Source organism: Paenarthrobacter sp. NCHU4564, from assembly GCF_052156435.1.
Taxonomy (GTDB): domain Bacteria; phylum Actinomycetota; class Actinomycetes; order Actinomycetales; family Micrococcaceae; genus Arthrobacter.
In genome coordinates this window covers 152,143-172,524 of the sequence record NZ_JBQLIS010000002.1, presented here as the reverse complement: position 1 = coordinate 172,524, position 20,382 = coordinate 152,143, and the positions used below count along the sequence as shown (strand labels likewise).

Annotated in this window: 19 protein-coding genes and 1 tRNA gene; 8 read left to right on the top strand and 12 right to left on the bottom strand. The window is 63.9% G+C overall.

Annotated elements, in window-relative coordinates; translation table 11 throughout:
• Positions 1 to 46 precede the first annotated feature (46 nt).
• On the bottom strand, positions 47 to 3,553 hold the full coding sequence (gene rpoB, locus ACSVIE_RS03270) for a DNA-directed RNA polymerase subunit beta (protein ID WP_442423003.1): 3,507 nt from the start codon (positions 3,551 to 3,553) through the stop codon (positions 47 to 49).
• A gap of 392 nt (positions 3,554 to 3,945) precedes the next feature.
• Here rpoB and ACSVIE_RS03265 point away from each other — a divergent pair, with 392 nt between their 5' ends.
• On the top strand, positions 3,946 to 5,145 hold the full coding sequence (locus tag ACSVIE_RS03265; protein WP_442423002.1) for an acetyl-CoA C-acetyltransferase: 1,200 nt from the start codon (positions 3,946 to 3,948) through the stop codon (positions 5,143 to 5,145).
• 14 nt (positions 5,146 to 5,159) lie between these two features.
• Positions 5,160 to 5,642 carry an aminoacyl-tRNA deacylase gene (locus ACSVIE_RS03260; protein WP_426003654.1) on the top strand — a complete coding sequence of 161 codons (483 nt, stop codon included), beginning with the start codon at positions 5,160 to 5,162 and terminating at the stop codon, positions 5,640 to 5,642.
• Positions 5,643 to 5,759: 117 nt separating this feature from the next.
• Here ACSVIE_RS03260 and rplL read toward each other — a convergent pair whose 3' ends face one another.
• The 9 genes from rplL to ACSVIE_RS03215 form a co-directional block, all read right to left on the bottom strand.
• On the bottom strand, positions 5,760 to 6,140 hold the full coding sequence (rplL, locus tag ACSVIE_RS03255) for a 50S ribosomal protein L7/L12 (protein WP_426003655.1): 381 nt from the start codon (positions 6,138 to 6,140) through the stop codon (positions 5,760 to 5,762).
• Positions 6,141 to 6,216: 76 nt separating this feature from the next.
• Positions 6,217 to 6,816 (bottom strand): 50S ribosomal protein L10, encoded by a 600-nt coding sequence (rplJ, locus tag ACSVIE_RS03250; RefSeq protein WP_426003656.1) that lies wholly within the window; start codon positions 6,814 to 6,816, stop codon positions 6,217 to 6,219.
• 308 nt (positions 6,817 to 7,124) lie between these two features.
• Entirely contained in the window at positions 7,125 to 8,297 is a 1,173-nt protein-coding gene (locus ACSVIE_RS03245; protein WP_442423001.1) for a GNAT family N-acetyltransferase, read from the bottom strand.
• Positions 8,276 to 9,388 (bottom strand): GNAT family N-acetyltransferase, encoded by a 1,113-nt coding sequence (locus ACSVIE_RS03240; RefSeq protein WP_442423000.1) that lies wholly within the window; start codon positions 9,386 to 9,388, stop codon positions 8,276 to 8,278. The genes ACSVIE_RS03245 and ACSVIE_RS03240 overlap by 22 nt, the downstream gene beginning before the upstream one ends.
• 112 nt (positions 9,389 to 9,500) lie before the next feature.
• Complete coding sequence (gene rplA / locus ACSVIE_RS03235; protein ID WP_347108088.1) at positions 9,501 to 10,208, bottom strand: 50S ribosomal protein L1; 708 nt, start codon at positions 10,206 to 10,208, stop codon at positions 9,501 to 9,503.
• A gap of 130 nt (positions 10,209 to 10,338) precedes the next feature.
• On the bottom strand, positions 10,339 to 10,770 hold the full coding sequence (gene rplK, locus ACSVIE_RS03230) for a 50S ribosomal protein L11 (RefSeq protein WP_144659403.1): 432 nt from the start codon (positions 10,768 to 10,770) through the stop codon (positions 10,339 to 10,341).
• Positions 10,771 to 10,899: 129 nt separating this feature from the next.
• Positions 10,900 to 11,739 carry a transcription termination/antitermination protein NusG gene (gene nusG, locus ACSVIE_RS03225; RefSeq protein ID WP_442422999.1) on the bottom strand — a complete coding sequence of 280 codons (840 nt, stop codon included), beginning with the start codon at positions 11,737 to 11,739 and terminating at the stop codon, positions 10,900 to 10,902.
• 114 nt (positions 11,740 to 11,853) lie between these two features.
• On the bottom strand, positions 11,854 to 12,138 hold the full coding sequence (secE, locus tag ACSVIE_RS03220) for a preprotein translocase subunit SecE (RefSeq protein ID WP_426003661.1): 285 nt from the start codon (positions 12,136 to 12,138) through the stop codon (positions 11,854 to 11,856).
• 80 nt (positions 12,139 to 12,218) lie between these two features.
• Positions 12,219 to 12,291: transfer RNA gene (locus ACSVIE_RS03215), tRNA-Trp, on the bottom strand.
• A 255-nt stretch (positions 12,292 to 12,546) separates the two neighbouring features.
• Here ACSVIE_RS03215 and ACSVIE_RS03210 point away from each other — a divergent pair.
• Entirely contained in the window at positions 12,547 to 13,776 is a 1,230-nt protein-coding gene (locus tag ACSVIE_RS03210) for a pyridoxal phosphate-dependent aminotransferase (protein ID WP_426003662.1), read from the top strand.
• Positions 13,777 to 13,894: 118 nt separating this feature from the next.
• Here ACSVIE_RS03210 and ACSVIE_RS03205 read toward each other — a convergent pair whose 3' ends face one another.
• Together ACSVIE_RS03205 and ACSVIE_RS03200 are read right to left on the bottom strand one after the other, a co-directional pair.
• A complete protein-coding gene (locus ACSVIE_RS03205; protein ID WP_426003663.1) occupies positions 13,895 to 14,569 on the bottom strand; it encodes a LuxR C-terminal-related transcriptional regulator in 675 nt (224 codons plus the stop codon).
• Positions 14,569 to 16,017, bottom strand: coding sequence for a PspC domain-containing protein (locus tag ACSVIE_RS03200; protein ID WP_442422998.1), 1,449 nt, complete (start codon positions 16,015 to 16,017; stop codon positions 14,569 to 14,571). Before ACSVIE_RS03200 ends, ACSVIE_RS03205 begins: the two co-directional genes overlap by 1 nt.
• Positions 16,018 to 16,142: 125 nt before the next feature.
• Between ACSVIE_RS03200 and ACSVIE_RS03195 the strand changes: the two genes are divergently transcribed.
• The 5 genes from ACSVIE_RS03195 (at position 16,143) to ACSVIE_RS03175 (ending at position 20,381) form a co-directional block, all read left to right on the top strand.
• Positions 16,143 to 17,720, top strand: a complete 1,578-nt coding sequence (locus tag ACSVIE_RS03195) for a PspC domain-containing protein (protein ID WP_442422997.1) — start codon at positions 16,143 to 16,145, stop codon at positions 17,718 to 17,720.
• A 1-nt stretch (position 17,721) separates the two neighbouring features.
• Positions 17,722 to 18,096 (top strand): hypothetical protein, encoded by a 375-nt coding sequence (locus ACSVIE_RS03190; RefSeq protein ID WP_442422996.1) that lies wholly within the window; start codon positions 17,722 to 17,724, stop codon positions 18,094 to 18,096.
• A gap of 31 nt (positions 18,097 to 18,127) precedes the next feature.
• On the top strand, positions 18,128 to 18,376 hold the full coding sequence (locus ACSVIE_RS03185; protein ID WP_426003670.1) for a PspC domain-containing protein: 249 nt from the start codon (positions 18,128 to 18,130) through the stop codon (positions 18,374 to 18,376).
• A 212-nt stretch (positions 18,377 to 18,588) separates the two neighbouring features.
• Positions 18,589 to 19,614: a 6-phosphofructokinase gene (locus ACSVIE_RS03180; protein ID WP_426003671.1), complete on the top strand. Its 1,026-nt coding sequence runs from the start codon at positions 18,589 to 18,591 to the stop codon at positions 19,612 to 19,614.
• Positions 19,615 to 19,631: 17 nt separating this feature from the next.
• Positions 19,632 to 20,381, top strand: coding sequence for a GNAT family N-acetyltransferase (locus tag ACSVIE_RS03175; RefSeq protein WP_426003672.1), 750 nt, complete (start codon positions 19,632 to 19,634; stop codon positions 20,379 to 20,381).
• Position 20,382 lies beyond the last annotated feature (1 nt).

The window sequence follows — 20,382 nt, the reverse complement described above, 5'->3', positions numbered from 1 at the left end:
GCTGCTCCGGCGGGCAGCGTTCAACTGCGGCCCGCCGGAACGGCTGCTAGACCTCTTCTACGGAACTGGGCTCTGCGCGGGACAGATCGATTCCCAGTTCTTCCGCAGCCGTGAAGACTGCGTCATCAGAGTCACGCATCTCGATGGTGGTTCCGTCCGTGGAAAGAACTTCCACGTTCAGGCACAGCGACTGCATTTCCTTGATCAAGACCTTGAAGGACTCCGGAACGCCAGGTTCGGGGATGTTCTCGCCCTTGACGATTGCTTCGTAGACCTTCACACGACCATGGATGTCATCGGACTTGATCGTGAGCAGTTCCTGAAGGGTGTAGGCGGCGCCGTAAGCTTCGAGCGCCCACACTTCCATTTCACCGAAGCGCTGGCCACCGAACTGTGCCTTACCACCCAGCGGCTGCTGCGTGATCATGGAGTACGGACCGGTGGAGCGTGCGTGGATCTTGTCGTCCACCAGGTGGTGGAGCTTCAGGATGTACATGTACCCGACGGAGATCGGGTCCGGGAACGGCTCGCCGGAGCGGCCGTCGAACAGACGGGTCTTGCCGGAGGAGTCGATCAGGCGGTCGCCGTCGCGGGTCATGTTGGTGGAGTCAAGCAGGCCCGTGATTTCTTCTTCGCGGGCGCCGTCGAACACCGGGGTGGCAACGGTGGTCTGGCCGGTTTCACGAGGCAGGTTCGGGAGGTTCTTGACCCACTCCGGCTCGCCTTCGATCTTCCAACCGGTCTTGGCAACCCAGCCGAGGTGGGTTTCCAGGACCTGGCCAACGTTCATACGACCCGGAACACCAAGCGGGTTCAGGACGATGTCCACCGGGGTGCCGTCTGCAAGGAAGGGCATGTCCTCGACCGGAAGGATCTTGGAGATAACACCCTTGTTGCCGTGGCGGCCGGCGAGCTTGTCGCCGTCGGTGATCTTGCGCTTGGCTGCCACGTAGACGCGGACCAGCTGGTTCACGCCCGGGGGCAGTTCGTCGTCGTTGTCGCGGTCGAAGACGCGCACGCCGATGACCGTGCCCGACTCGCCGTGGGGCACCTTCAGGGAGGTGTCGCGGACTTCGCGGGACTTCTCACCGAAGATGGCGCGGAGCAGGCGCTCCTCCGGGGTCAGTTCGGTTTCACCCTTCGGGGTGACCTTTCCGACCAGGATGTCGCCGGCTTCAACCTCGGCACCGATGTGGATGATGCCACGCTCGTCCAGTCCTGCGAGGACTTCCTCGGACACGTTCGGGATGTCACGGGTGATTTCCTCGGCACCAAGCTTGGTGTCGCGGGCATCGATCTCGTGCTCCTCGATGTGGATGGAGGAAAGGACGTCCTCGGCGACGATGCGCTGGGACAGGATGATGGCGTCCTCGAAGTTGTGGCCTTCCCAGGACATGAATGCCACGAGGAGGTTCTTGCCGAGGGCGAGCTCACCCTGGTCCGTTGCCGGGCCGTCGGCGATGATGCCGCCAACTTCCAGGCGCTGGCCTTCGTTCACCAGGACACGGTGGTTGTAGCAGTTGCCCTGGTTGGAGCGGGCGAACTTGTTGATGCGGTAGTTGGTCTCCGTGCCGTCGTCATTGAGCATGACAACCAGCTCGGCGGAAACCTCGGTGACCACACCGGCCTTCTTGGCGATGACAACGTCACCGGCGTCGACTGCTGCAGCGCGCTCCATGCCGGTACCCACGAACGGGGCCTCGGAACGGACCAGCGGCACAGCCTGGCGCTGCATGTTGGCACCCATGAGTGCACGGTTGGCGTCGTCGTGCTCGAGGAACGGGATCAGGGCCGTTGCCACGGACACCATCTGGCGCGGGGAAACGTCCATGTACTGGACGTCCTCGGCGGGAACCAGGACGGGCTCGCCTCCACCACCACGGGCACGGACAAGGACAGTCTCTTCGGAGAAGCGCTTGTCGGAGTCCAGCGGCGCGTTGGCCTGGGCAATCAGGACCTCGGCCTCGTCATCAGCGGTGAGGTACTCGACGTCGTCGGAAACAACACCGTTGGACACCTTGCGGTACGGGGTCTCGATGAAGCCGAAGGGGTTGATGCGGCCGTAGGAAGCCAGCGAACCAATCAGACCGATGTTCGGGCCTTCAGGGGTTTCGATCGGGCACATACGTCCGTAGTGGGACGGGTGGACGTCTCGAACTTCCATGCCGGCGCGGTCGCGGGACAGACCACCCGGGCCAAGGGCCGAAAGACGGCGCTTGTGGGTAAGACCCGAGAGCGGGTTGTTCTGGTCCATGAACTGCGACAGCTGGGAGGTTCCGAAGAACTCCTTGATGGCAGCGACAACCGGGCGGATGTTGATCAGGGTCTGCGGCGTGATGGCCTCGACGTCCTGCGTGGTCATGCGTTCGCGGACCACACGCTCCATGCGGGAAAGACCCGTACGGACCTGGTTCTCGATCAGCTCGCCGACAGCGCGGATACGGCGGTTGCCGAAGTGGTCGATGTCGTCGATCTCGACGCGGAGCTCGTGGTCTTCGCCATCGCGCTTGCCCATGATGGTCTTCTCGCCGGCGTGCAGCGCGACGAGGAACTTGATCATGGCAACGATGTCTTCAACGTGCAGGACCGAGGCTTCCTTGTCGCCAAGGGAGCGGTCGATGCCCAGCTTGCGGTTGATCTTGTAGCGGCCAACCTTGGCCAGATCGTAGCGCTTGGGGTTGAAGTACAGGTTGTCCAGCAGGGACTGGGCAGCCTCGACTGTGGGCGGCTCGCCCGGACGCAGCTTGCGGTAGATGTCCAGAAGCGCGTCTTCGCGGGTTTCGGTGGCGTCCTTCTCCAGCGTTGCGCGCATGGAGTCGTACTGGCCGAACTCTTCCAGGATCTGGCCTTCGGTCCAGCCGAGTGCCTTCAGCAGCACGGTGACGGACTGCTTGCGCTTGCGGTCGAGGCGAACGCCGACCTGGTCGCGCTTGTCGATCTCGAGCTCGAACCAGGCGCCACGGGACGGGATGATCTTCGCGGTGAAGATGTCCTTGTCACTGGTCTTGTCCGCAGCGCGCTCGAAGTAGGCGCCCGGCGAACGGACCAGCTGGGAGACGACGACACGCTCGGTGCCGTTAACGACGAACGTTCCCTTTTCAGTCATGAGGGGGAAGTCGCCCATGAACACGGTCTGCTGCTTGATTTCGCCCGTGTTGTTGTTCATGAACTCGGCCTTGACGTACAAGGGAGCCGAGTAGGTGGCGTCACGGTCTTTGCATTCGGCCATGGTGTACTTCGGATCAGCGAACTCCGGCTCGGAGAAGCTCAGGGACATGGTGCCCTGGAAGTCCTCGATCGGGGAGATCTCTTCGAAGATGTCGGCAAGTCCGGAGGTGGTGGCGACGCTGAGGTCACCCTCCTCCACGGCCTTCGCTACGCGTGCCTGCCAGCGTTCGTTTCCGACCAGCCAGTCAAAGCTGTCCGTCTGCAGGGCGAGAAGATTCGGAACATCCAGGGGTTCGTGAATCTTTGCGAATGAGAGGCGGCGGGTGGCACCATCGGTGCTTGCCGTATTAGCGGTTTCGTTATTAGAGGTGCTCGAGGCGACCAAGAGGGATCCTTCCACAGACCTTCAGGCGTTTTCAGATCTCCCCCGTTTGCATCCCGCGGAGTTATCCGCGGGATACTTATCCGGTTCCGCTATATGACCCGGACCCAGCCAGTCCATGACGACTGCACGTTATCCACGGCACGTCAATGGCGCAGCTGAGATTTAAAGCCCACCGCTATATGAAGGCTGAAGGTTAACAGGGAAGACGCAAATATCTACGATACGGCAAAGCAGCCTTCCTGTCTACCCCAGATCGTCTGTGAATGCAAGCACCGTTGCCGCAGGCATCCAAGCGAAGGAATGCAGCGCCCCCGACTTTGGTTGGAAAGGACAGGGTGGAGCGCACCCCGCGATAGCCTTGGCTACACCACCACCGGACCGGAAGAGGGACCATGACCTACTCTGTTGACGACAATGACGTTGTCATCCTTGCTGCATCCCGCACCCCGCAGGGACGCCTCAACGGGCAACTGGCGGCCTTCACCGCCGTCGAGCTTGGCGCCCATGCCATCAGCGCCGCACTGGCGGCCAGCGGCGTCAAAGCCGAGCAGGTCGATGCGGTGATCATGGGCCAGGTCCTGCAGGCGGGCGCAGGGCAGAACCCGGCCCGGCAGAGCGCTATCGCGGCCGGCGTCGGATGGAACATCCCGGCCGTGACCATCAACAAAGTCTGCCTGTCTGGACTCACTGCGGTCATCGACGCCGCACGCATGATCCGCAGCGGCGACGCCACGGTAGTGGTGGCCGGCGGCCAGGAATCCATGACGCGTGCTCCACACCTGCTGCCCGGTTCCCGGCAAGGCTGGACGTATGGCGCCATCCAGGCCTTGGACGTGGCCGCCCACGACGGCTTGACCGACGCTTTTGATGGCCAGTCCATGGGCTTGTCCACCGAAAGCAAGAACGTAACGCTCGGCATCGACCGCAGGGCCCAGGACGAAGTGGCAGCGGCATCCCACCAACGCGCCGCTGCCGCCATGGGGAATGGAACGTTCGACGCCGAAATCGCTCCCCTGAGCGTCAAGCAGCGCAAGGGTGATCCCGTGGTGGTCACGACGGACGAGGGTGTCCGCCCGAACACCACGATCGAAACCCTGGCCCCGCTCAAGGCGGCGTTTGCCACGGACGGCACCATTACGGCCGGCAACTCTTCTCCCCTGTCCGACGGCGCCTCCGCACTCGTCCTGACGAGCCGCCGGTTCGCCCGCGACAACGGTCTGGAATACCTGGCAGTGGTGGGAAAGCCCGGCCAGGTGGCCGGACCTGACAACTCCCTGCATTCACAGCCCTCCAATGCAATCACCCAGGCCTTGAAGAAGGCCGGATGGACCGCCGAGGAGCTGGACTTCATCGAGATCAACGAGGCATTCGGATCGGTAGCCGTCCAGTCCCTCAAGGACCTCGGTTATCCGCTGGAAAAGTGCAACATCCACGGCGGCGCCATTGCCTTGGGCCATCCCATCGGTGCTTCCGGGGCCCGCCTCGCACTGCACGCCGCCCATGAACTCAAGCGCCGGGGAACAGGCAAGGCTGCTGTTTCCCTGTGCGGCGGAGGCGGCCAGGGTGAAGCCCTCCTGCTCTACCGCGACTGACAGGATTCACTGACATGGACAACAGCGAAATGAACGGCGCCCAGCGGTTCCTTGAGGATGCCGCCGCCCGCGGACTGGACGTGGACGTCGTCGAACGTCCCGCTGCGCGCAGCCTTGAAGAGGCGGCCGGCATCCTGGGCATCGAGCCCGGGGACATCGTGAAGTCGCTGGTGGTCAAGCACCGGGACGGGAGCTTCCTCTTCGCCCTCATTCCCGGGGACCGGCAGATCTCCTGGCCCAAGCTGCGGGCACTGGTGGGCGTCAACAAACTGTCCCTCCCCCACGCCGACGTCGCCCTTGCAGCGACCGGCTATGAGCGCGGCACCATCACGCCCCTGGGCAGCACCACCGCCTGGCCTGTGTACGCAGACGCCAGCATCACCGGACGGCGCATCTCCATGGGAGCAGGTGCGCACGGCCGCAGCGCCTTCGTGGACGCCGACGCCCTCACATCCGCCCTGAACGCCACCGTGGCAGACATCAGTGAACCCAACTAGGTCGCATTTGTGCGCGCTTTCAGCGGTCAAAACGTGCACAAATGCGACCCAGTTGGGTGCTTAAACAGCAGGAAGCCCCGCCCGGCGAACCGGACGGGGCTTCCCCAGCAAAACGAGTTACTTGATGGTAACCGTTGCGCCAGCTTCTTCGAGCTGAGCCTTTGCCTTCTCTGCGGCTTCCTTGTTGGCGCCTTCGAGAACAGCCTTCGGTGCACCGTCAACCAGGTCCTTGGCTTCCTTGAGGCCGAGGGAGGTGATGGCGCGGACTTCCTTGATCACTGCGATCTTCTTGTCGCCAGCGGCTTCGAGGATGACGTCGAATTCGGTCTTCTCTTCAGCAGCTTCAGCACCGGCGCCACCGGCGGCCGGACCGGCAACTGCAACAGCAGCAGCCGTAACTTCGAAGGTCTCTTCGAAGAGCTTGACGAACTCGGAGAGCTCGATGATGGTCAGTTCCTTGAAAGCTTCAATGAGCTCTTCGTTGCTGAGCTTCGCCATGGTGGCGTCCTTCCATTAGGTGGTGCGGATCCGGACGGACCGTTCCTCGCACCGGAGTTTTGATTGGGGGGAGAACTTAGTTCTCTTCGGTTGCAGCGTCGGCAGCGGCCGGTGCTTCTTCAGCAGCTGGAGCTTCCTCGGTTGCAGCCTCTTCTGCCGGTGCTTCTTCAGCGGCCGGTGCAGGTGCGCCGCCCTCTTCTTCAAGCTTGAGGCGCAGGGCATCAATGATGCGTGCAGCAGCGGATGCAGGAGCCTTGAGGACACCGGCAACACGTGCAAGCTGGAACTCGCGGGACTCGAGGGCAGCCAGTGCGGCCACACCCTCGGAGTCAAGTGCCTTGCCTTCGAACAGACCGGTCTTGATGACCAGCTGCTTGTTGGCCTTGGCAAAGTCCGTCAGGCTCTTGGCAGCAGCAACGGCGTCGCCCTTGATGAAGGCGATCGCAGTGGGGCCGGAGAGCTGACCGTCGAATGCATCGACACCAGCTTCCTTGGCTGCGATGGCGCTCAGGGTGTTCTTGACGACCGAGAACTTGGTGTCCTGGCCGAGAGCAACACGGAGTTCCTTGAGCTGCGCAACAGAGAGCCCACGGTATTCGGTCAGGACAGCCGCGGTCGATTCCTTGAAATCGTTGGTGATCTCAGCAACTGCGGAGACCTTGCTAGGCGTTGTCATAACCCTCCTTCCGGGGAATAAAGCCGGTCTTCCGGGTCCCCGCTCATGAGAGCTAAAACTAAAAACGCCCCGCGCAGATGCACGGGGCTTGGCTCAACACAGCTTGGCTGTGGAGACTCAACTCGTTCACCTGCGTTGGCCGCCCTATGTCAGGGTCCTTCGTCAAGGAATTCACCTGGTTCTCACGGGCGTGGCTGCAGAGTTGAGCTGCGCTCGAAAGGGTGGATTCCCATCAACCGACGGTCTTTGGTACTTCAAGGTTACGGGAGAGTCCTGGACATCACCAAATCGGCGCCGTTGCAGCACCCCTAATCCGACGATGTCGCCCCGGCCGACCGCTGCGGAAGTTCCTTCTGCCAGAGCCCGGTGACGCCCGCCGTCGTAAATCCCAGCTGCTTGTTGACGGTCAAAAGGTACCGGTTTTCGGGGGCATTCCAGGTGTAGATGACCCTGGCATCCGGGAACTGCTCGCTCAGGCGTTCCATGTTGGCAACCTTGATGAGCAGGCCCAGTTTGTTGCCGCGGTGTTCCTGCAGGACCAGGGTGTCGTCCTGGAACACGACGTCCTGGCGATGGGCCAGCACGCTGATGGTGGTCAGGCCCACCAGTCGCCCGCTGGCTACGTGCTCGACGGCGGTCACCACCGTCCGCCGTCCCTGCGCCAAAGCGGCGTCTTCAGTCTCGCGCAGAACCACGGCGTCGAAGACCATGTCAGCGGGTTCAACGCCGGCCGGTTCCTCGTCGTCGTCCTGACCGTGGACCACCTCACCTGCGGCATTCTCCAGTTCCGCTACGGCCTCCAGCCATGGTTCAGGGCAGCGGTCCGTCCAATGGTGCAGGGCGTAGCGGCCCCCGTTCGCTTCCCCGGCTTCGGCCTGGAGGTCGGCGACGAGCTTGGTGTCCAGGGGCAGGATGCACGAACTGAACTGCTCAATATGCTGCAGGGTGTAGCCGGCCCGCTGGGCGAAGTCCACTTCCCTGCTGCTGACCGGCAGGAACCCTGGGCCACTGCCGGGAATCAACTGGTCCTCGGGAATCTCTGTCAGGGACGTGGCGGGATGGTTGGTGTCCACCAGGACCATGGTGCGCCCCTCGGCGCGGGCCAGTTGCTCGGCGGCGTCAAGGAGTTGCCTGCCCACGCCCTGGCGCTGGTACTCCGGCAGGATGTCCAGCGTGAATTCAGCCAGATCCAAGTTGTCCGCCAAAGGCAAGGCAATATCCACGGTGCCCACGATCGCACCGTCGATCTTGGCCACCAGGATGATCTGCCGCTCGTACGGATCGGAGAATTCCAGCAGCTTTTCCAAGGGCGTGTACGCGAGGTCGTCACTCCCCCACGTCTCCATCCTGACCCGGCGCCCGACTTCCACGGCGTCCAAAAAATCGCGGGCCTTCGGACTCTCCAGGTTGTCAGGTACCCACAGCTGTTCGATGTGAACAGTCTTCCCCTCGTCTACTGTCATCCCAGCCGTTTCTGCCATTCGCCTTCAAAACCGGAAGGCTTGAATCCAAGGGCGATATTTATGGCCAGCATATGCTGGTTCTCGCTCGCGTTCCATGTCATGACGGACATGGCCTCAGGCCACAGCAACCCCGCCCGGCGGAGGTTGGCCACCTTCAGGAGCATGCCGAGGCTGTGCCCGCGGTGCGCCGGATCCACCAAGGTGTCCTCCTGGTTGATCACGCCGGGCAGCCTGTCCCGGTGTGTCAGGACCGTATACCCGGCCAGCCTGCCACTGGCCTCATGCCGGGCAGCGGCCACAATCTGCTTGATCCCGCCCGCTTCCCAGGTGGCTTCCTCCTGCCTCACCCGGGCGGCGTCCCAAACCTCGCCCTCCCAGCCCAGGCCGGCGATCGGAACCTCCGTGCTCATCAGGCTTTTGAGCCGCGCGAAACCATCCACGAACTCCGCGGGACAGCTTTGCTCCCATCCCACCACGCTGTAGCCCGCCGACTTAGCCACGGCAGCGGCCTCGAGCCCGTCAAGGACGTCCGCAGGCACGGGCATGTGCAAGGAACTGCTGGTCTCCACCTGTTCCAGCGAATAGCCGTGATGGACTGCGAACTGGGTGGACGCAGCGTAGCGCGGGACGCCGCCGGTGCCCGATTTCGCGTCCAACAGCGGCGCGCCCGCCAATACGGGACCTATGGGCTCTCCGCAAAAACCGTCGAACGAGACCCGGTTGCGGTCCCGCGCCGTCCGCTCCAGCGTCTCCAGGATGGCCGTCCCAATCCCACGGCGCCGGTAGGCGGCGTCGACCTGCACGTCCAGGCCCGCCGTCGTCGTATTCTCGCTGAGCGGTAGGGTCAGCGAACCGCTGCCCACCACTGTGCGGCCGAGCCTGGCCAGGAATACCTGCCGTTCCTCGTACTCGTTGCCCTGCCAAAACACCACGGCCTCCGGGAACGTTGCACAACGCTCGGTATCTCCCCAGAGCGCTAACTGGTTCGCAACGTCCAGGTCATGGAAAGCACGGAAGTCGGAGTGCTGCGACTCCTGCGGACTTTGGGGGACAGCGATCCGTTCCACGGTCAGCCCCTTGGATACGGAAAAGTTCGACGCCGGTTCCACGCCTCACAGCCTAAGGCGCACCCTTGCGGCGGGACAAGGAACCCGTCCAGGGCAGCAAAAAGGACCGCCCGGCATGGCCGGACGGTCCTTTCAGAGCCAATGCCCGCGAAGCTTACGCCTCGGTGAGAACCTTGGTGACGTTCGGGTCAACGGTGATGCCCGGGCCGAACGTGGTGGCAACGGTGGCCTTCTGGATGTAGCGGCCCTTGGAAGCGGACGGCTTGAGGCGAAGAACCTCTTCCAGAGCTGCTGCGTAGTTCTCAGCCAGCTTGACGGCGTCGAAGGAAACCTTGCCGATGATGAAGTGCAGGTTCGAGTGCTTGTCGACGCGGAAGTCGATCTTGCCGCCCTTGATGTCGTTGACAGCCTTGGTGACATCCGGGGTAACCGTACCGGTCTTCGGGTTCGGCATGAGGTTACGCGGGCCGAGGACCTTACCGAGGCGGCCAACCTTGCCCATGAGGTCAGGGGTGGCAACGGCGGCGTCGAAGTCGGTCCAGCCGCCGGCGATCTTTTCGATCAGGTCGTCGGAACCAACGAAGTCGGCGCCGGCTGCGATTGCTGCTTCAGCCTTGTCACCGGTTGCGAAAACCAGGACGCGGGCGGTCTTGCCCGTGCCGTGGGGGAGGTTGACCGTGCCGCGGACCATCTGGTCAGCCTTGCGGGGGTCAACGCCGAGGCGGAAAGCGACCTCAACCGTTGCGTCGAACTTGGACGGGTTGATTTCCTTTGCCAGGCTGATGGCCTCGAACGGGGCGTAGACCTTGTCTGCCTCGATCTTGGCTACGGCTGCCTCATATGCTTTGCTGCGCTTTGCCATGCTGCTTGTTTCTCCTTGTGCAGTTGTGGTCTGCGGACCGCGCTGGGCCCTGCCACAGTCGTGGATCCGGCAAGGATCCTGCGACATTTCAATGTTTCAGTTGCCGGTTGCCCGGCGGGTGAAAGCTGTATTAGCCCTCTACGGTGATGCCCATGGAACGGGCGGTGCCGGCGATGATCTTGGCAGCTGCCGCGACATCGTTGGCGTTGAGGTCTTCCATCTTGGTGGTGGCGATTTCCTCAACCTGTGCCTGGGTCAGCTTGGCAACCTTGACGGTGTGCGGGGTAGCCGAACCCTTGGCAACGCCTGCGGCCTTCTTGATGAGCTCTGCAGCCGGCGGGGTCTTGGTGATGAAGGTGAAGGAGCGGTCTTCGTAGACCGTGATTTCCACCGGGATAACGTTTCCGCGCTGGGATTCCGTTGCAGCGTTGTACGCCTTGCAGAATTCCATGATGTTGACACCGTGCTGGCCAAGCGCAGGACCGATCGGCGGGGCCGGGTTGGCGGCACCTGCCTGGATCTGCAGCTTGATGAGGCCGGTGACCTTCTTCTTGGGAGCCAATGTAGGGTCCTTCTCTCAATAGCTTCCTGGAACACCGGAGCGCGTCCCAGGTTGGTGGCCGCCATGGCAAGGCGGCCGGCCGCTTCCGGACCGCTAAGCAGGCGGCCGGGAGCGAAATCTTGGAATCAACTAGATCTTGGTGACCTGGTTGAAAGCGAGCGTAACCGGAGTTTCGCGCTCGAAGATCGAGACCAGGACAACCAGGGTCTGGGACTCCGGCTTGATCTCGGAGATGGTGGCAGGAAGGGTCTCGAACGGGCCTTCCTTGACGATGACGGACTCGCCGACTTCGAAGTCCACGGCCACGGGAGCCTGGGCCTGCTTGTTGACGGGCTTGCCCTTCTCCGTCTGCTCTTCTTCGAAGACCGGGGCGAGCATGGAGAAGACTTCATCCAGGCGCAGCGGCACGGGATTGTGGGCGTTGCCCACGAAGCCGGTGACACCCGGGGTGTGGCGGACCGCGCCCCAGGAAGCGTCGGTCAGGTCCATGCGGACCAGCACGTAACCGGGGATGCGCACGCGGTTGATGACCTTGCGCTGCGCGTTCTTGATCTCGACGACCTCTTCCATGGGCACCTGGATTTCGAAGATGTAATCTTCCATGTCCAGGGTCTGGATGCGGGTCTCGAGGTTTGCCTTGACACGGTTTTCGTAGCCGGCGTAGGAGTGGATGACGTACCAGTCACCTTCCTGGCGGCGCAGCTTTGCCTTGAATTCCTCGGCAGGGTCAACCGGAGCCGCGGCGGCGGCAGCAGCCAAGGCGTCGGTTTCGTCGTCGCCTGACGCGTCATCAGAGCCGGACTCATCATCAGACTCGGCGTCTACGTCGGACTCGAAGTCATCCTCGGCGTCGACGTCGGCAGATTCGGGCGCAGCAGAATCGAACCCGGACTCCTCCGCAGCCTCAGCTGCAGAGTCCTTGGCTTCTTCCAGCTCAGCCTCGTTTACCTCGAGCTCCTGCTCAGACACTTGGTCTCCTGCTTCCTCATTGCCTAACATGCCTATTTAAATGGCTCAATTCCGCAAACCCCGCAAAATCCCTCAGATTCCAAGGATTTCCGCGCAGTCTGCGGACAGCTCCGCTTAGTTGTCCGTAACGCCCGTACCACCGAAGATCGCGTTGACCGCCGAGCCGAAAGCGAGGTCCAGCAACGTGACGATGAGCATCATGATGGCTACGAACACCAGGACCACCAGCGTGTAGTTGATCAGTTCCTTGCGCGTGGGAGCGACGACCTTCTTCAGTTCGCCGATGACCTGGCGGACAAAAAGGGCGATACGGGCAAAGAAGCCGGCATCGGCTTTCCTGGCGGGACGACGGCCCTTGGAGCTGCTGGCAGCTGTTTCCGTCACCTGGTCCTCACTCACCTTGCAAAGTCGTGTGCCCGGCCCTGATCAGAGCCATGGTTGCTGCGCTGGTCCCGGTGTTTCCACCGGAACAGCTTGCGCAGGGCAGACAGGACTCGAACCTGCAACCTGCGGTTTTGGAGACCGCTGCGCTACCAATTGCGCCACTACCCTATGGATCGAATCCATGTTTCAGGCCGCACTCAGCCTGCGGTGCTTTTCAACACCGGTGAACCAGTCTACGCAAGAATCCTGCGATAGTCGAACCGGCCCGATTCCGGACCTTCCGGCCGCTCCCGGAAACATGTGAGCAGCAACATCAGTCACAATATCCAGCGGGCGCCCGGGAGCTCCGCAGAACAGCATAAGGTAGTTTACGTCGAATCCCATCATCCAGCCCACGAGCTGCCTGCGAAGAACGGTATTTAGATGTCTGCCGGAACACCTGCCGCCCGCATTTCACAACGAATTTCCGCAATTGCCGAATCCGCCACCCTTGCCGTTGACGCCAAGGCCAAGGCACTGAAGGCCGCGGGGCGCCCCGTGATTGGTTTCGGTGCCGGCGAGCCCGACTTCCCGACCCCCGACTACATTGTCAAGGCGGCCATCGAGGCAGCCGGCCAGCCCAAGTATCACCGCTACTCCCCCGCCGGCGGCCTCCCTGAGCTGAAGAAAGCCATCGCGGAAAAGACCCTGCGGGACTCCGGCTACAAGGTCGATCCGTCGCAGGTACTGGTGACCAACGGCGGCAAGCAGGCCGTCTACAACACCTTTGCCACGCTGGTCGATCCAGGCGATGAGGTCATCATCCCCACGCCGTTCTGGACCACCTACCCTGAGGCCATCCGCTTGGCCGGCGGCGTTCCCGTAGAGGTCTTCGCCGGGCCGGAGCAGGGCTACCTGGTGACCGTGGAGCAGCTTGAGGCTGCAGTGACGGACAAGACCAAGATCCTGCTGTTCGTCTCGCCGTCCAACCCAACGGGCGCCGTCTACAGCCCGGAACAGGTTGCCGAGATCGGCAAGTGGGCCGCGTCCAAGGGCCTGTGGGTGGTCACGGACGAGATCTACGAGCACCTCACCTACGACGGTGTCGAGTTCACCTCGATCGCCACGGCCGCGCCGGAACTCGGCGACAAGGTGGTCATCCTCAACGGTGTCGCCAAGACCTACGCCATGACCGGCTGGCGCGTGGGCTGGATGATCGGCCCGGCCGACGTCATCAAGGCCGCCACCAACCTCCAGTCGCACGCCACCTCCAACGTCTCCAACATCATGCAGGTGGCCGCTGCCGCCGCCCTCACGGGCCCGCTGACCGCCGTCGACGAGATGAAGGTGGCTTTCGACCGCCGCAGGAAGGCGATTGTCGCCGGACTTAACGCCATTGAGGGCGTGGAATGCCCGACGCCGACCGGCGCCTTCTACGTGTACGCGGACGTCCGCGGACTGCTGGGGAAGGAATTCGAGACCGCCAACGGCCCGGTTCGACCGTCGACGTCGGCGGAACTGGCCGCCCTCATCCTCGACGAGGTTGAGGTGGCCGTTGTTCCCGGCGAGGCGTTCGGCCCCTCCGGCTACGTCCGCCTTTCCTACGCGTTGGGCGATGACGACCTCGCCGAAGGCGTCCGCCGCATCCAGGAGTTCCTCGGCAAGGCCAAGTAGCCCGTCGCCAGAGAAACGCTCTTTCACCGCTTGGTGAGAGAGCGTTTCTGTTTTAAGGGCTATCGGTGAGAGAGGGACGCCGGAAAGGGGGCTATCGGTGAGAGAGCGTCGGAAGGGGTTAGAGGAGGCGGCGTTCGGCGGCCCACTTGGTGAGTTCGTGGCGGCTGGAGAGCTGGAGCTTGCGGAGGACCGCGGACACATGGGTTTCCACGGTCTTGATGGAAATAAAGAGTTCCTTGGCCACTTCCTTGTAGCTGTAGCCGCGGGCGATGAGCCGCATGACTTCGAGTTCCCGGGCGGAGAGCTTGTCCAGCTCGTCGTCCGCGATGTCGGCCGGCGCCGTCCCGAAGGCGTCCAGCACGAATCCCGCGAGCCGTGGCGAGAACACGGCGTCGCCGTCGGCAACACGGATGACGGCGTCGGAGATTTCGGCGCCGGAAATGGTCTTGGTCACATACCCCCGGGCTCCGGCACGGATCACGGCCACTACGTCCTCGGCGGCATCCGAGACGCTCAGGGCCAGGAAGCTGGTGGTACCCAGCAGCGCGGCGGAACCTCCGATGACTTCGCGGCCTCCTCCACCGAGGCCCCCGGGCAGGTGGACATCCAGGAGGACAACTTCCGGTCGGGTTTGGGCGATGACCGCAATGGCCTGTTCCACTGTCCCGGCCTCCCCCACTACGTCCATCCTCGCGTCGAGGTCGGCTTTGAGCCCGGAGCGGAAGATCGTGTGGTCATCCACGATCACCACCCGGACGCGTCGTGACGTGGTGGGGGCGGTGGTGTTGTTCATTACCTGGTTTCTCCGTTCCGGACTTCGGCGGGTTCGGCATCGCTTGCCGGCAGTGCCAGCCGGACTTCCGTGCCGTCGCTGCTGCTGTTGATCACCGCGGTGCCGCCGTGGCGTTTCATGCGGCCGATGATGGATTCCTTGACCCCCAAGCGGTCATCGGGGACAGCCTCCGGATCGAATCCCGGCCCACGGTCCTTGATGAAGACGTCCGTTCCCGCCGCTGTGCTTTCCACATATACGGAGACGGTTCCGCCGGCATGCCGGGCCGCGTTCAGCATGGCTTCCCTGGCCGCCTGCACCAGGGCTTCGTGCCGTTCCGTCATGGCGGCCTCCCCGACTGACACCACCTCCACGGCATGCCCGTGGTCGTCCTCCACCTCAGCGGCCACCGCCTTGATACGGTCCCCCAACAGGCCAGATTCCTTGGCGTTGTCGCTGAAGAGCCAGGACCGCAGCTCGCGTTCCTGTGCCCTGGCCAGGCGGACAACGTCCTGCTCCGACCCGGCACGGCGCTGGATCAACGCCAACGTCTGCAGCACGGAGTCGTGAAGATGCGCAGCGATCTCCGCCCGTTCCGTTTCCCTGATCCTGCCTGCGCGTTCCGTTTCGAGGTCTTTCCAGAACTTCAGGCCCCACGGCAGCAGGACCAGTGCGACACCGCCGAGCACGGCCACGGAAGCCAGCAGCGCCAGCCACGTCTGTTCCCAGGAACCCGATCCGGACACCATGACCAGCACTCCCGCCACGACGAGTGCCAGGCCGGCTGCCAGCCGTACCCAACCCCCGGCCTGGTCCGCTTTGGTTTTGTCCACGAGGCCCGCCCTGCGGGTCTCGTCCAGCTGCATCCACGCAATGGCTGCGCCACCCAGGATCGCCGCCGCGGGAATCAGGGTGCCCAGCGGAACATCGGCCCCCAGTTGGCGGGCGATCAAAATGGCGGCGACGAGCAACAACCCCGCGCCGAGCAGGATTTCCTTGCCGTACTGGATCTTCCGGAAGCTGAACCATGCAGCACCCGGTCCCGTCCCGCCGGTTGAAGGCTGGTCGGAGCCGTTCATGCCGGTTACCCCTGCAGCTCCCGGAGCGCCGCCGGACTGGAAGGGCCCCGGCCCCACGCCGGCATCAACCGCCGGTGCGCTGGTACCCGCAGGTGAGGGTCCGGCGTCGGGAGCTGTTGTTCCCGCCGCAGCCGGGAAGCTCACTGCGGGAGCAATGGGCGACGCCGGACGCCGGGCTTTGCGCCGCGCGTCTTCATCCGCGGTGGGAACCATGGTCCACAGCCATGCGTAGAAGGCCACACCTGCGCCACCGGCAAGGCACGCAAGGACCATGGCCACCCGCACGTTTTTGACGGGCAGGTTCAGGTGGGCCGCCAGTCCGCTGCAGACGCCGGCAATCATGCGGTCGCTGCTGCGGACCAGCGGCGGGCGCAGCAGAGCGGTAGTCATGTACCAATCCAAGCACGGATCAGGGGTGCCCGGAGCGGGTTCGGGTCTTCTTGGGGGTTCGCTCAGGGGTCGTTCAGGGTATCCCCCAGTAGAGCGCAGGTGCGCACCAGCGGCAGGATCGAGGTATGAACGCGAACAGCATGAATCCCGAGGACTCCGGGGCGGCCGGTCAGGCCGGTCCCTCAGCCAGCAGCGCCTCCGCCGGCAGTGCTTCCACCGGCCCCTCCGCCGGCAGTGCTTCCACGGGCCCCTCGGCCGGAACGTCCGGCACTTCTTCCGCCGGTGCCACCGGCGAAACCGGCAGCAGCTCGTGGCAGCAGGCCGGTCCGGCCACCCAGCAGAACTTCTACGACTGGATCCGCAGCCAAGGAGTCCGCCGGGGACCGGACCGGTGGATAGGCGGTGTCGCCAGTGGCGTGGCACATCGCTTCGGCATTGATCCGCTGATAGTCCGGGGCATCTTCATTGTCCTGGCCCTGTTTGCAGGCGTCGGCGTCCTCCTCTACGGCATCGCCTGGGCCTTGCTCCCGGAACCCGATGGCCGTATCCACGTGCAGGAAGCCGCCGCAGGCCGGTGGTCGGGCGGCATGACGGGAGCACTGATCACCTCGATCATCGGGCTTCCGAGCCTGGGCCGCGGTTTCTGGGGCTGGGGCTGGGACGGCCTGCCCGGTCTGTTCTGGACCCTCTTCTGGGTCGGTGGCATCAGCTACCTCATCTACTACCTTGTTCAGCGCAACAAAACCCGAAAGGGTGTCCCACCCATGAACCAACAGCACTATGCGGCTCCCGCGGGAGGCCCTGCCGTCTACGGCGACCCCATGGCAGCGAACACCACCGCTTCCGGCACCAACGCGGGCGTCCCGGTGTACGGCGACACCTCCGGTCGCGGCGCAACAGGCGCATCCGGTTCCTACGGCGCATCCGGTTCCTACGGTCCCGGCTCGTACGGTCCCGGCGCGTCCGGGCCAGGTCCCTACGGCCCTTCCGGACCCCGCCCACCGCAGGGTCCCACCCCACCCATGGGTCCGACACCCCCGTATGGCCAGGCCAAAGCTCCCGGGGCAAAGCGCAAGGGCCCCGGTCCGGCAACGGTGGCAGTGACCGCCGGTGCGGCCCTGCTGGCCGGCGGAACCGTGAAGCTGCTTGATGCAGGAAGCGTGATCGACCTCGGCAACTCGACCAATGCAGTGGTCTGGGCGACAGGCGCTGCAGTCCTCGGCCTGGGCATCCTGATCGCCGGCCTGCGTGGACGGACCTCGGGGTTCCTCGGTTTCCTGGCCATCGTGGCCCTGGTCATCGGCGGCATCTTCAACGTGGTGCCCCGCAACGGTGACCGCTTCACTTTCGACGACGTGAACTGGACGCCGGTGAGCATCGAACAGGCCCGCCAGGGTATCGACGTAACAGGTGCGCAGGGTCGCGTGGACCTCACCGACCTCAACATCACTCCGCCGCTGACCACGGAAGTAGTCATTCCCGTGGACGCCACCGCCAGCAACGTCACGGTGGTCATTCCTGACAACGTGCCGGTGGAGGTCCGTGCGGACATGACGTTCGGCAACCTCAATGAACGCGGCTCGGACCGCGGCGGCCGCCTCCGTGATGAACGGACCATGTACAACGCGGACAGGCCAGGTGCCAACCTCGTGGTGGATATCGATGGAACGTTCAGCAACGTGACCATTCAGGAAGGAAACTGACATGAGCACCACCGACCCCAAGGAAACCAACCCCACGGAGTCCATCCCGGCGGGCGCCAACCCGACCGAACCGTTGTCCCAGCCCCGGCTCCAGCAGATTCCCCTGACGCCCCACCTGGAGCGCAGCGTAGCGGAAGCAGCACCCAGCCAGGCCGACCCGGACGACGAACCCCGGCAGGCCCGGATCGGCACGGTGGTGTGGGGCTTGATCGTGGTCGCCCTTGCGGCACTTTTGGTCATCTCGACGCTCGGCTGGGTGGTCCTGGACGGAACGTATGTCCTGATCGGCCTCATGATCGGCGCCGGGGCCGCCCTGGTGGTGGGCGGCCTGCTGGCCGCCGGCCGAAGTTCCAGGAAAACCCCGCGCACCAAGTGACAAAGCAACCTCAACAAGGAAGTCTGTAGCCATGGACAAGTTCTTCAACATCGTCAGGGGCCTCGGCCTGAAGCGTGGACCGCAACGTTGGCTGGGCGGCGTATGCGGCGGCATTGCCGCGAAGCTCAAGGTTGATGTCGCCTATGTCCGGGTAGCTTTCCTGCTCTTCTGCCTCCTGCCGGGACCCGCCGTCGTGTTCTACATCCTGGCCTGGCTGATCCTGCCGGACCAAGGCAACAGGATCCCCTTGGAATCGTTCATCCGGCAGCGCTCCCGCTAGGACGCAACGCACAGAACCTGCCCCTGGCAAGGTCGAGGACAACGCTCCGCAGCACTGCGGAGCGTTGTCCTTTGTTTTTCGGCGACGTTTCCACTACCGCACCCGTGGACCAACGGTAACTATTTGTGTCCCACCCCACATCCACGTCTACAATCGTTGGGAGCTCAGCGTGGCGCTCTGCACGTATTCCTCCAAGCCATGAGTGAGCAAACATGAAAATTGGCATTCTTACCAGCGGCGGCGACTGCCCCGGCCTCAACGCTGTCATCCGCGGAGCAGTCCTCAAAGGCATCGCCATCCACGGCCAGAATTTCGTGGGCTTCCGCGACGGCTGGCGGGGTGTGGTTGAAGGTGATGTGATCGACATCCCCCGCACCATGGTTCGAGGCATCGCGAAGCAGGGCGGCACCATCCTGGGCACCTCCCGGACCAACCCCTTTGAAAACGGCGGCGGACCGGAGGCCATCAAGGCCCACATGGACCGGCTGGGCATTGATGCCATCATCGCGATCGGCGGCGAAGGCACCCTGGCCGCTGCCAAGCGCCTCACCGACGCCGGCCTGAAGATCGTCGGAGTTCCCAAGACCGTGGACAACGACCTTGATGCGACGGACTACACCTTCGGCTTCGATACCGCGGTGGAAATTGCCACCGAAGCCATCGACCGGCTCCGGACCACCGGCGAATCACACCACCGCTGCATGATTGCCGAGGTCATGGGCCGCCACGTCGGCTGGATCGCCCTCCACTCCGGCATGGCCTCGGGCGCCCACGCCATCCTGATTCCGGAACAGAAGGTCAGCATCGAGCAGATCGCCGAATGGGTCCAGGAAGCCCATGACCGTGGCCGTGCTCCCTTGGTGGTAGTGGCCGAAGGCTTCGTGCCGGAGCACATGGAGTCGCCCCATTCCGAACGCGGGCTGGATACGTTCGGACGTCCGCGCCTGGGCGGCATCGCAGACCAGCTCGCTCCTGAAATCGAAGCCCGAACGGGTATCGAAACCCGTGCCACCATCCTCGGACACATCCAACGCGGCGGCGTGCCTACCGCCTACGACCGCGTCCTGGCCACGCGGCTCGGCATGGCTGCCATCGACTCCGTGGTGGACGGCCGCTGGGGCACCATGGTGGCCCTGAAGGGTACCGACATCTCCCACGTCGGATTCGAGGAGGCCCTGGGCAAGCTCAAGACAGTGCCGCAGCACCGGTACGACGAAGCGGCGGTGTTGTTCGGCTAGTCGGCTAGGCTGAATCCATGACTCTCGAGCCCACGTCCGCTGCCATCGTCCAGCTGGCGTGGGCTCGTCATCTAGGGCTCGACGACGACGCTTTCGCCACCGCTGCTGCGCGGATCGCCGCCTCCGCGGCGGATCCGGGCGACCCCGTCCACAGGATCACCCACGCCGACGAATCGGCGCGGGCCGTGGTCTTCCTCCGGCTCTTTGGAGTCTCTGTGTTGGTTGGCCCGCAGTGGGCCCTGGATGCTGCGGCCGGACTTCCGGACACGGAACTGGCCCAGCATGTCACCCTGCTGACCCTCACCCGCTCCCACGGCGGGCACGGGCTGGGGTCCTCAGCACTGTTCTTCGCCGATGACCTGCCGCTGAAACAGCCCGCCGAAGACCTCACGGTCTCGCGCGGCAACCCCGAGGTCATCGGGCTCGAATCCCTCTGCCCGCCGGACGACGTCAATGAAGTGGGATTGCAGCACCTGGACCACCGGTTCACCATCATGCATCCGGAGGAACAGCAGGCCACGCCCGTCGCGTGCGGCGCCTACGCCGAGTGGGAAAACCTGCTGGCCACCATGGGGGTCCTGGTGGCACCACCCTGGCGCCGGCGTGGCCTTGGCACCCTCGCTGCATCCATCGCCGCCCATGAAGCCCTGGCCACAGGTTTGACCCTGCAGTGGAAAGCGGATGTCAGCAACAGCAGCGCGCTCGCGATGGCCCGCAGCCTTGGCTTTGCCACGGGCGGGCTGCACGCAAGCGTACTGCTGGGTTGAA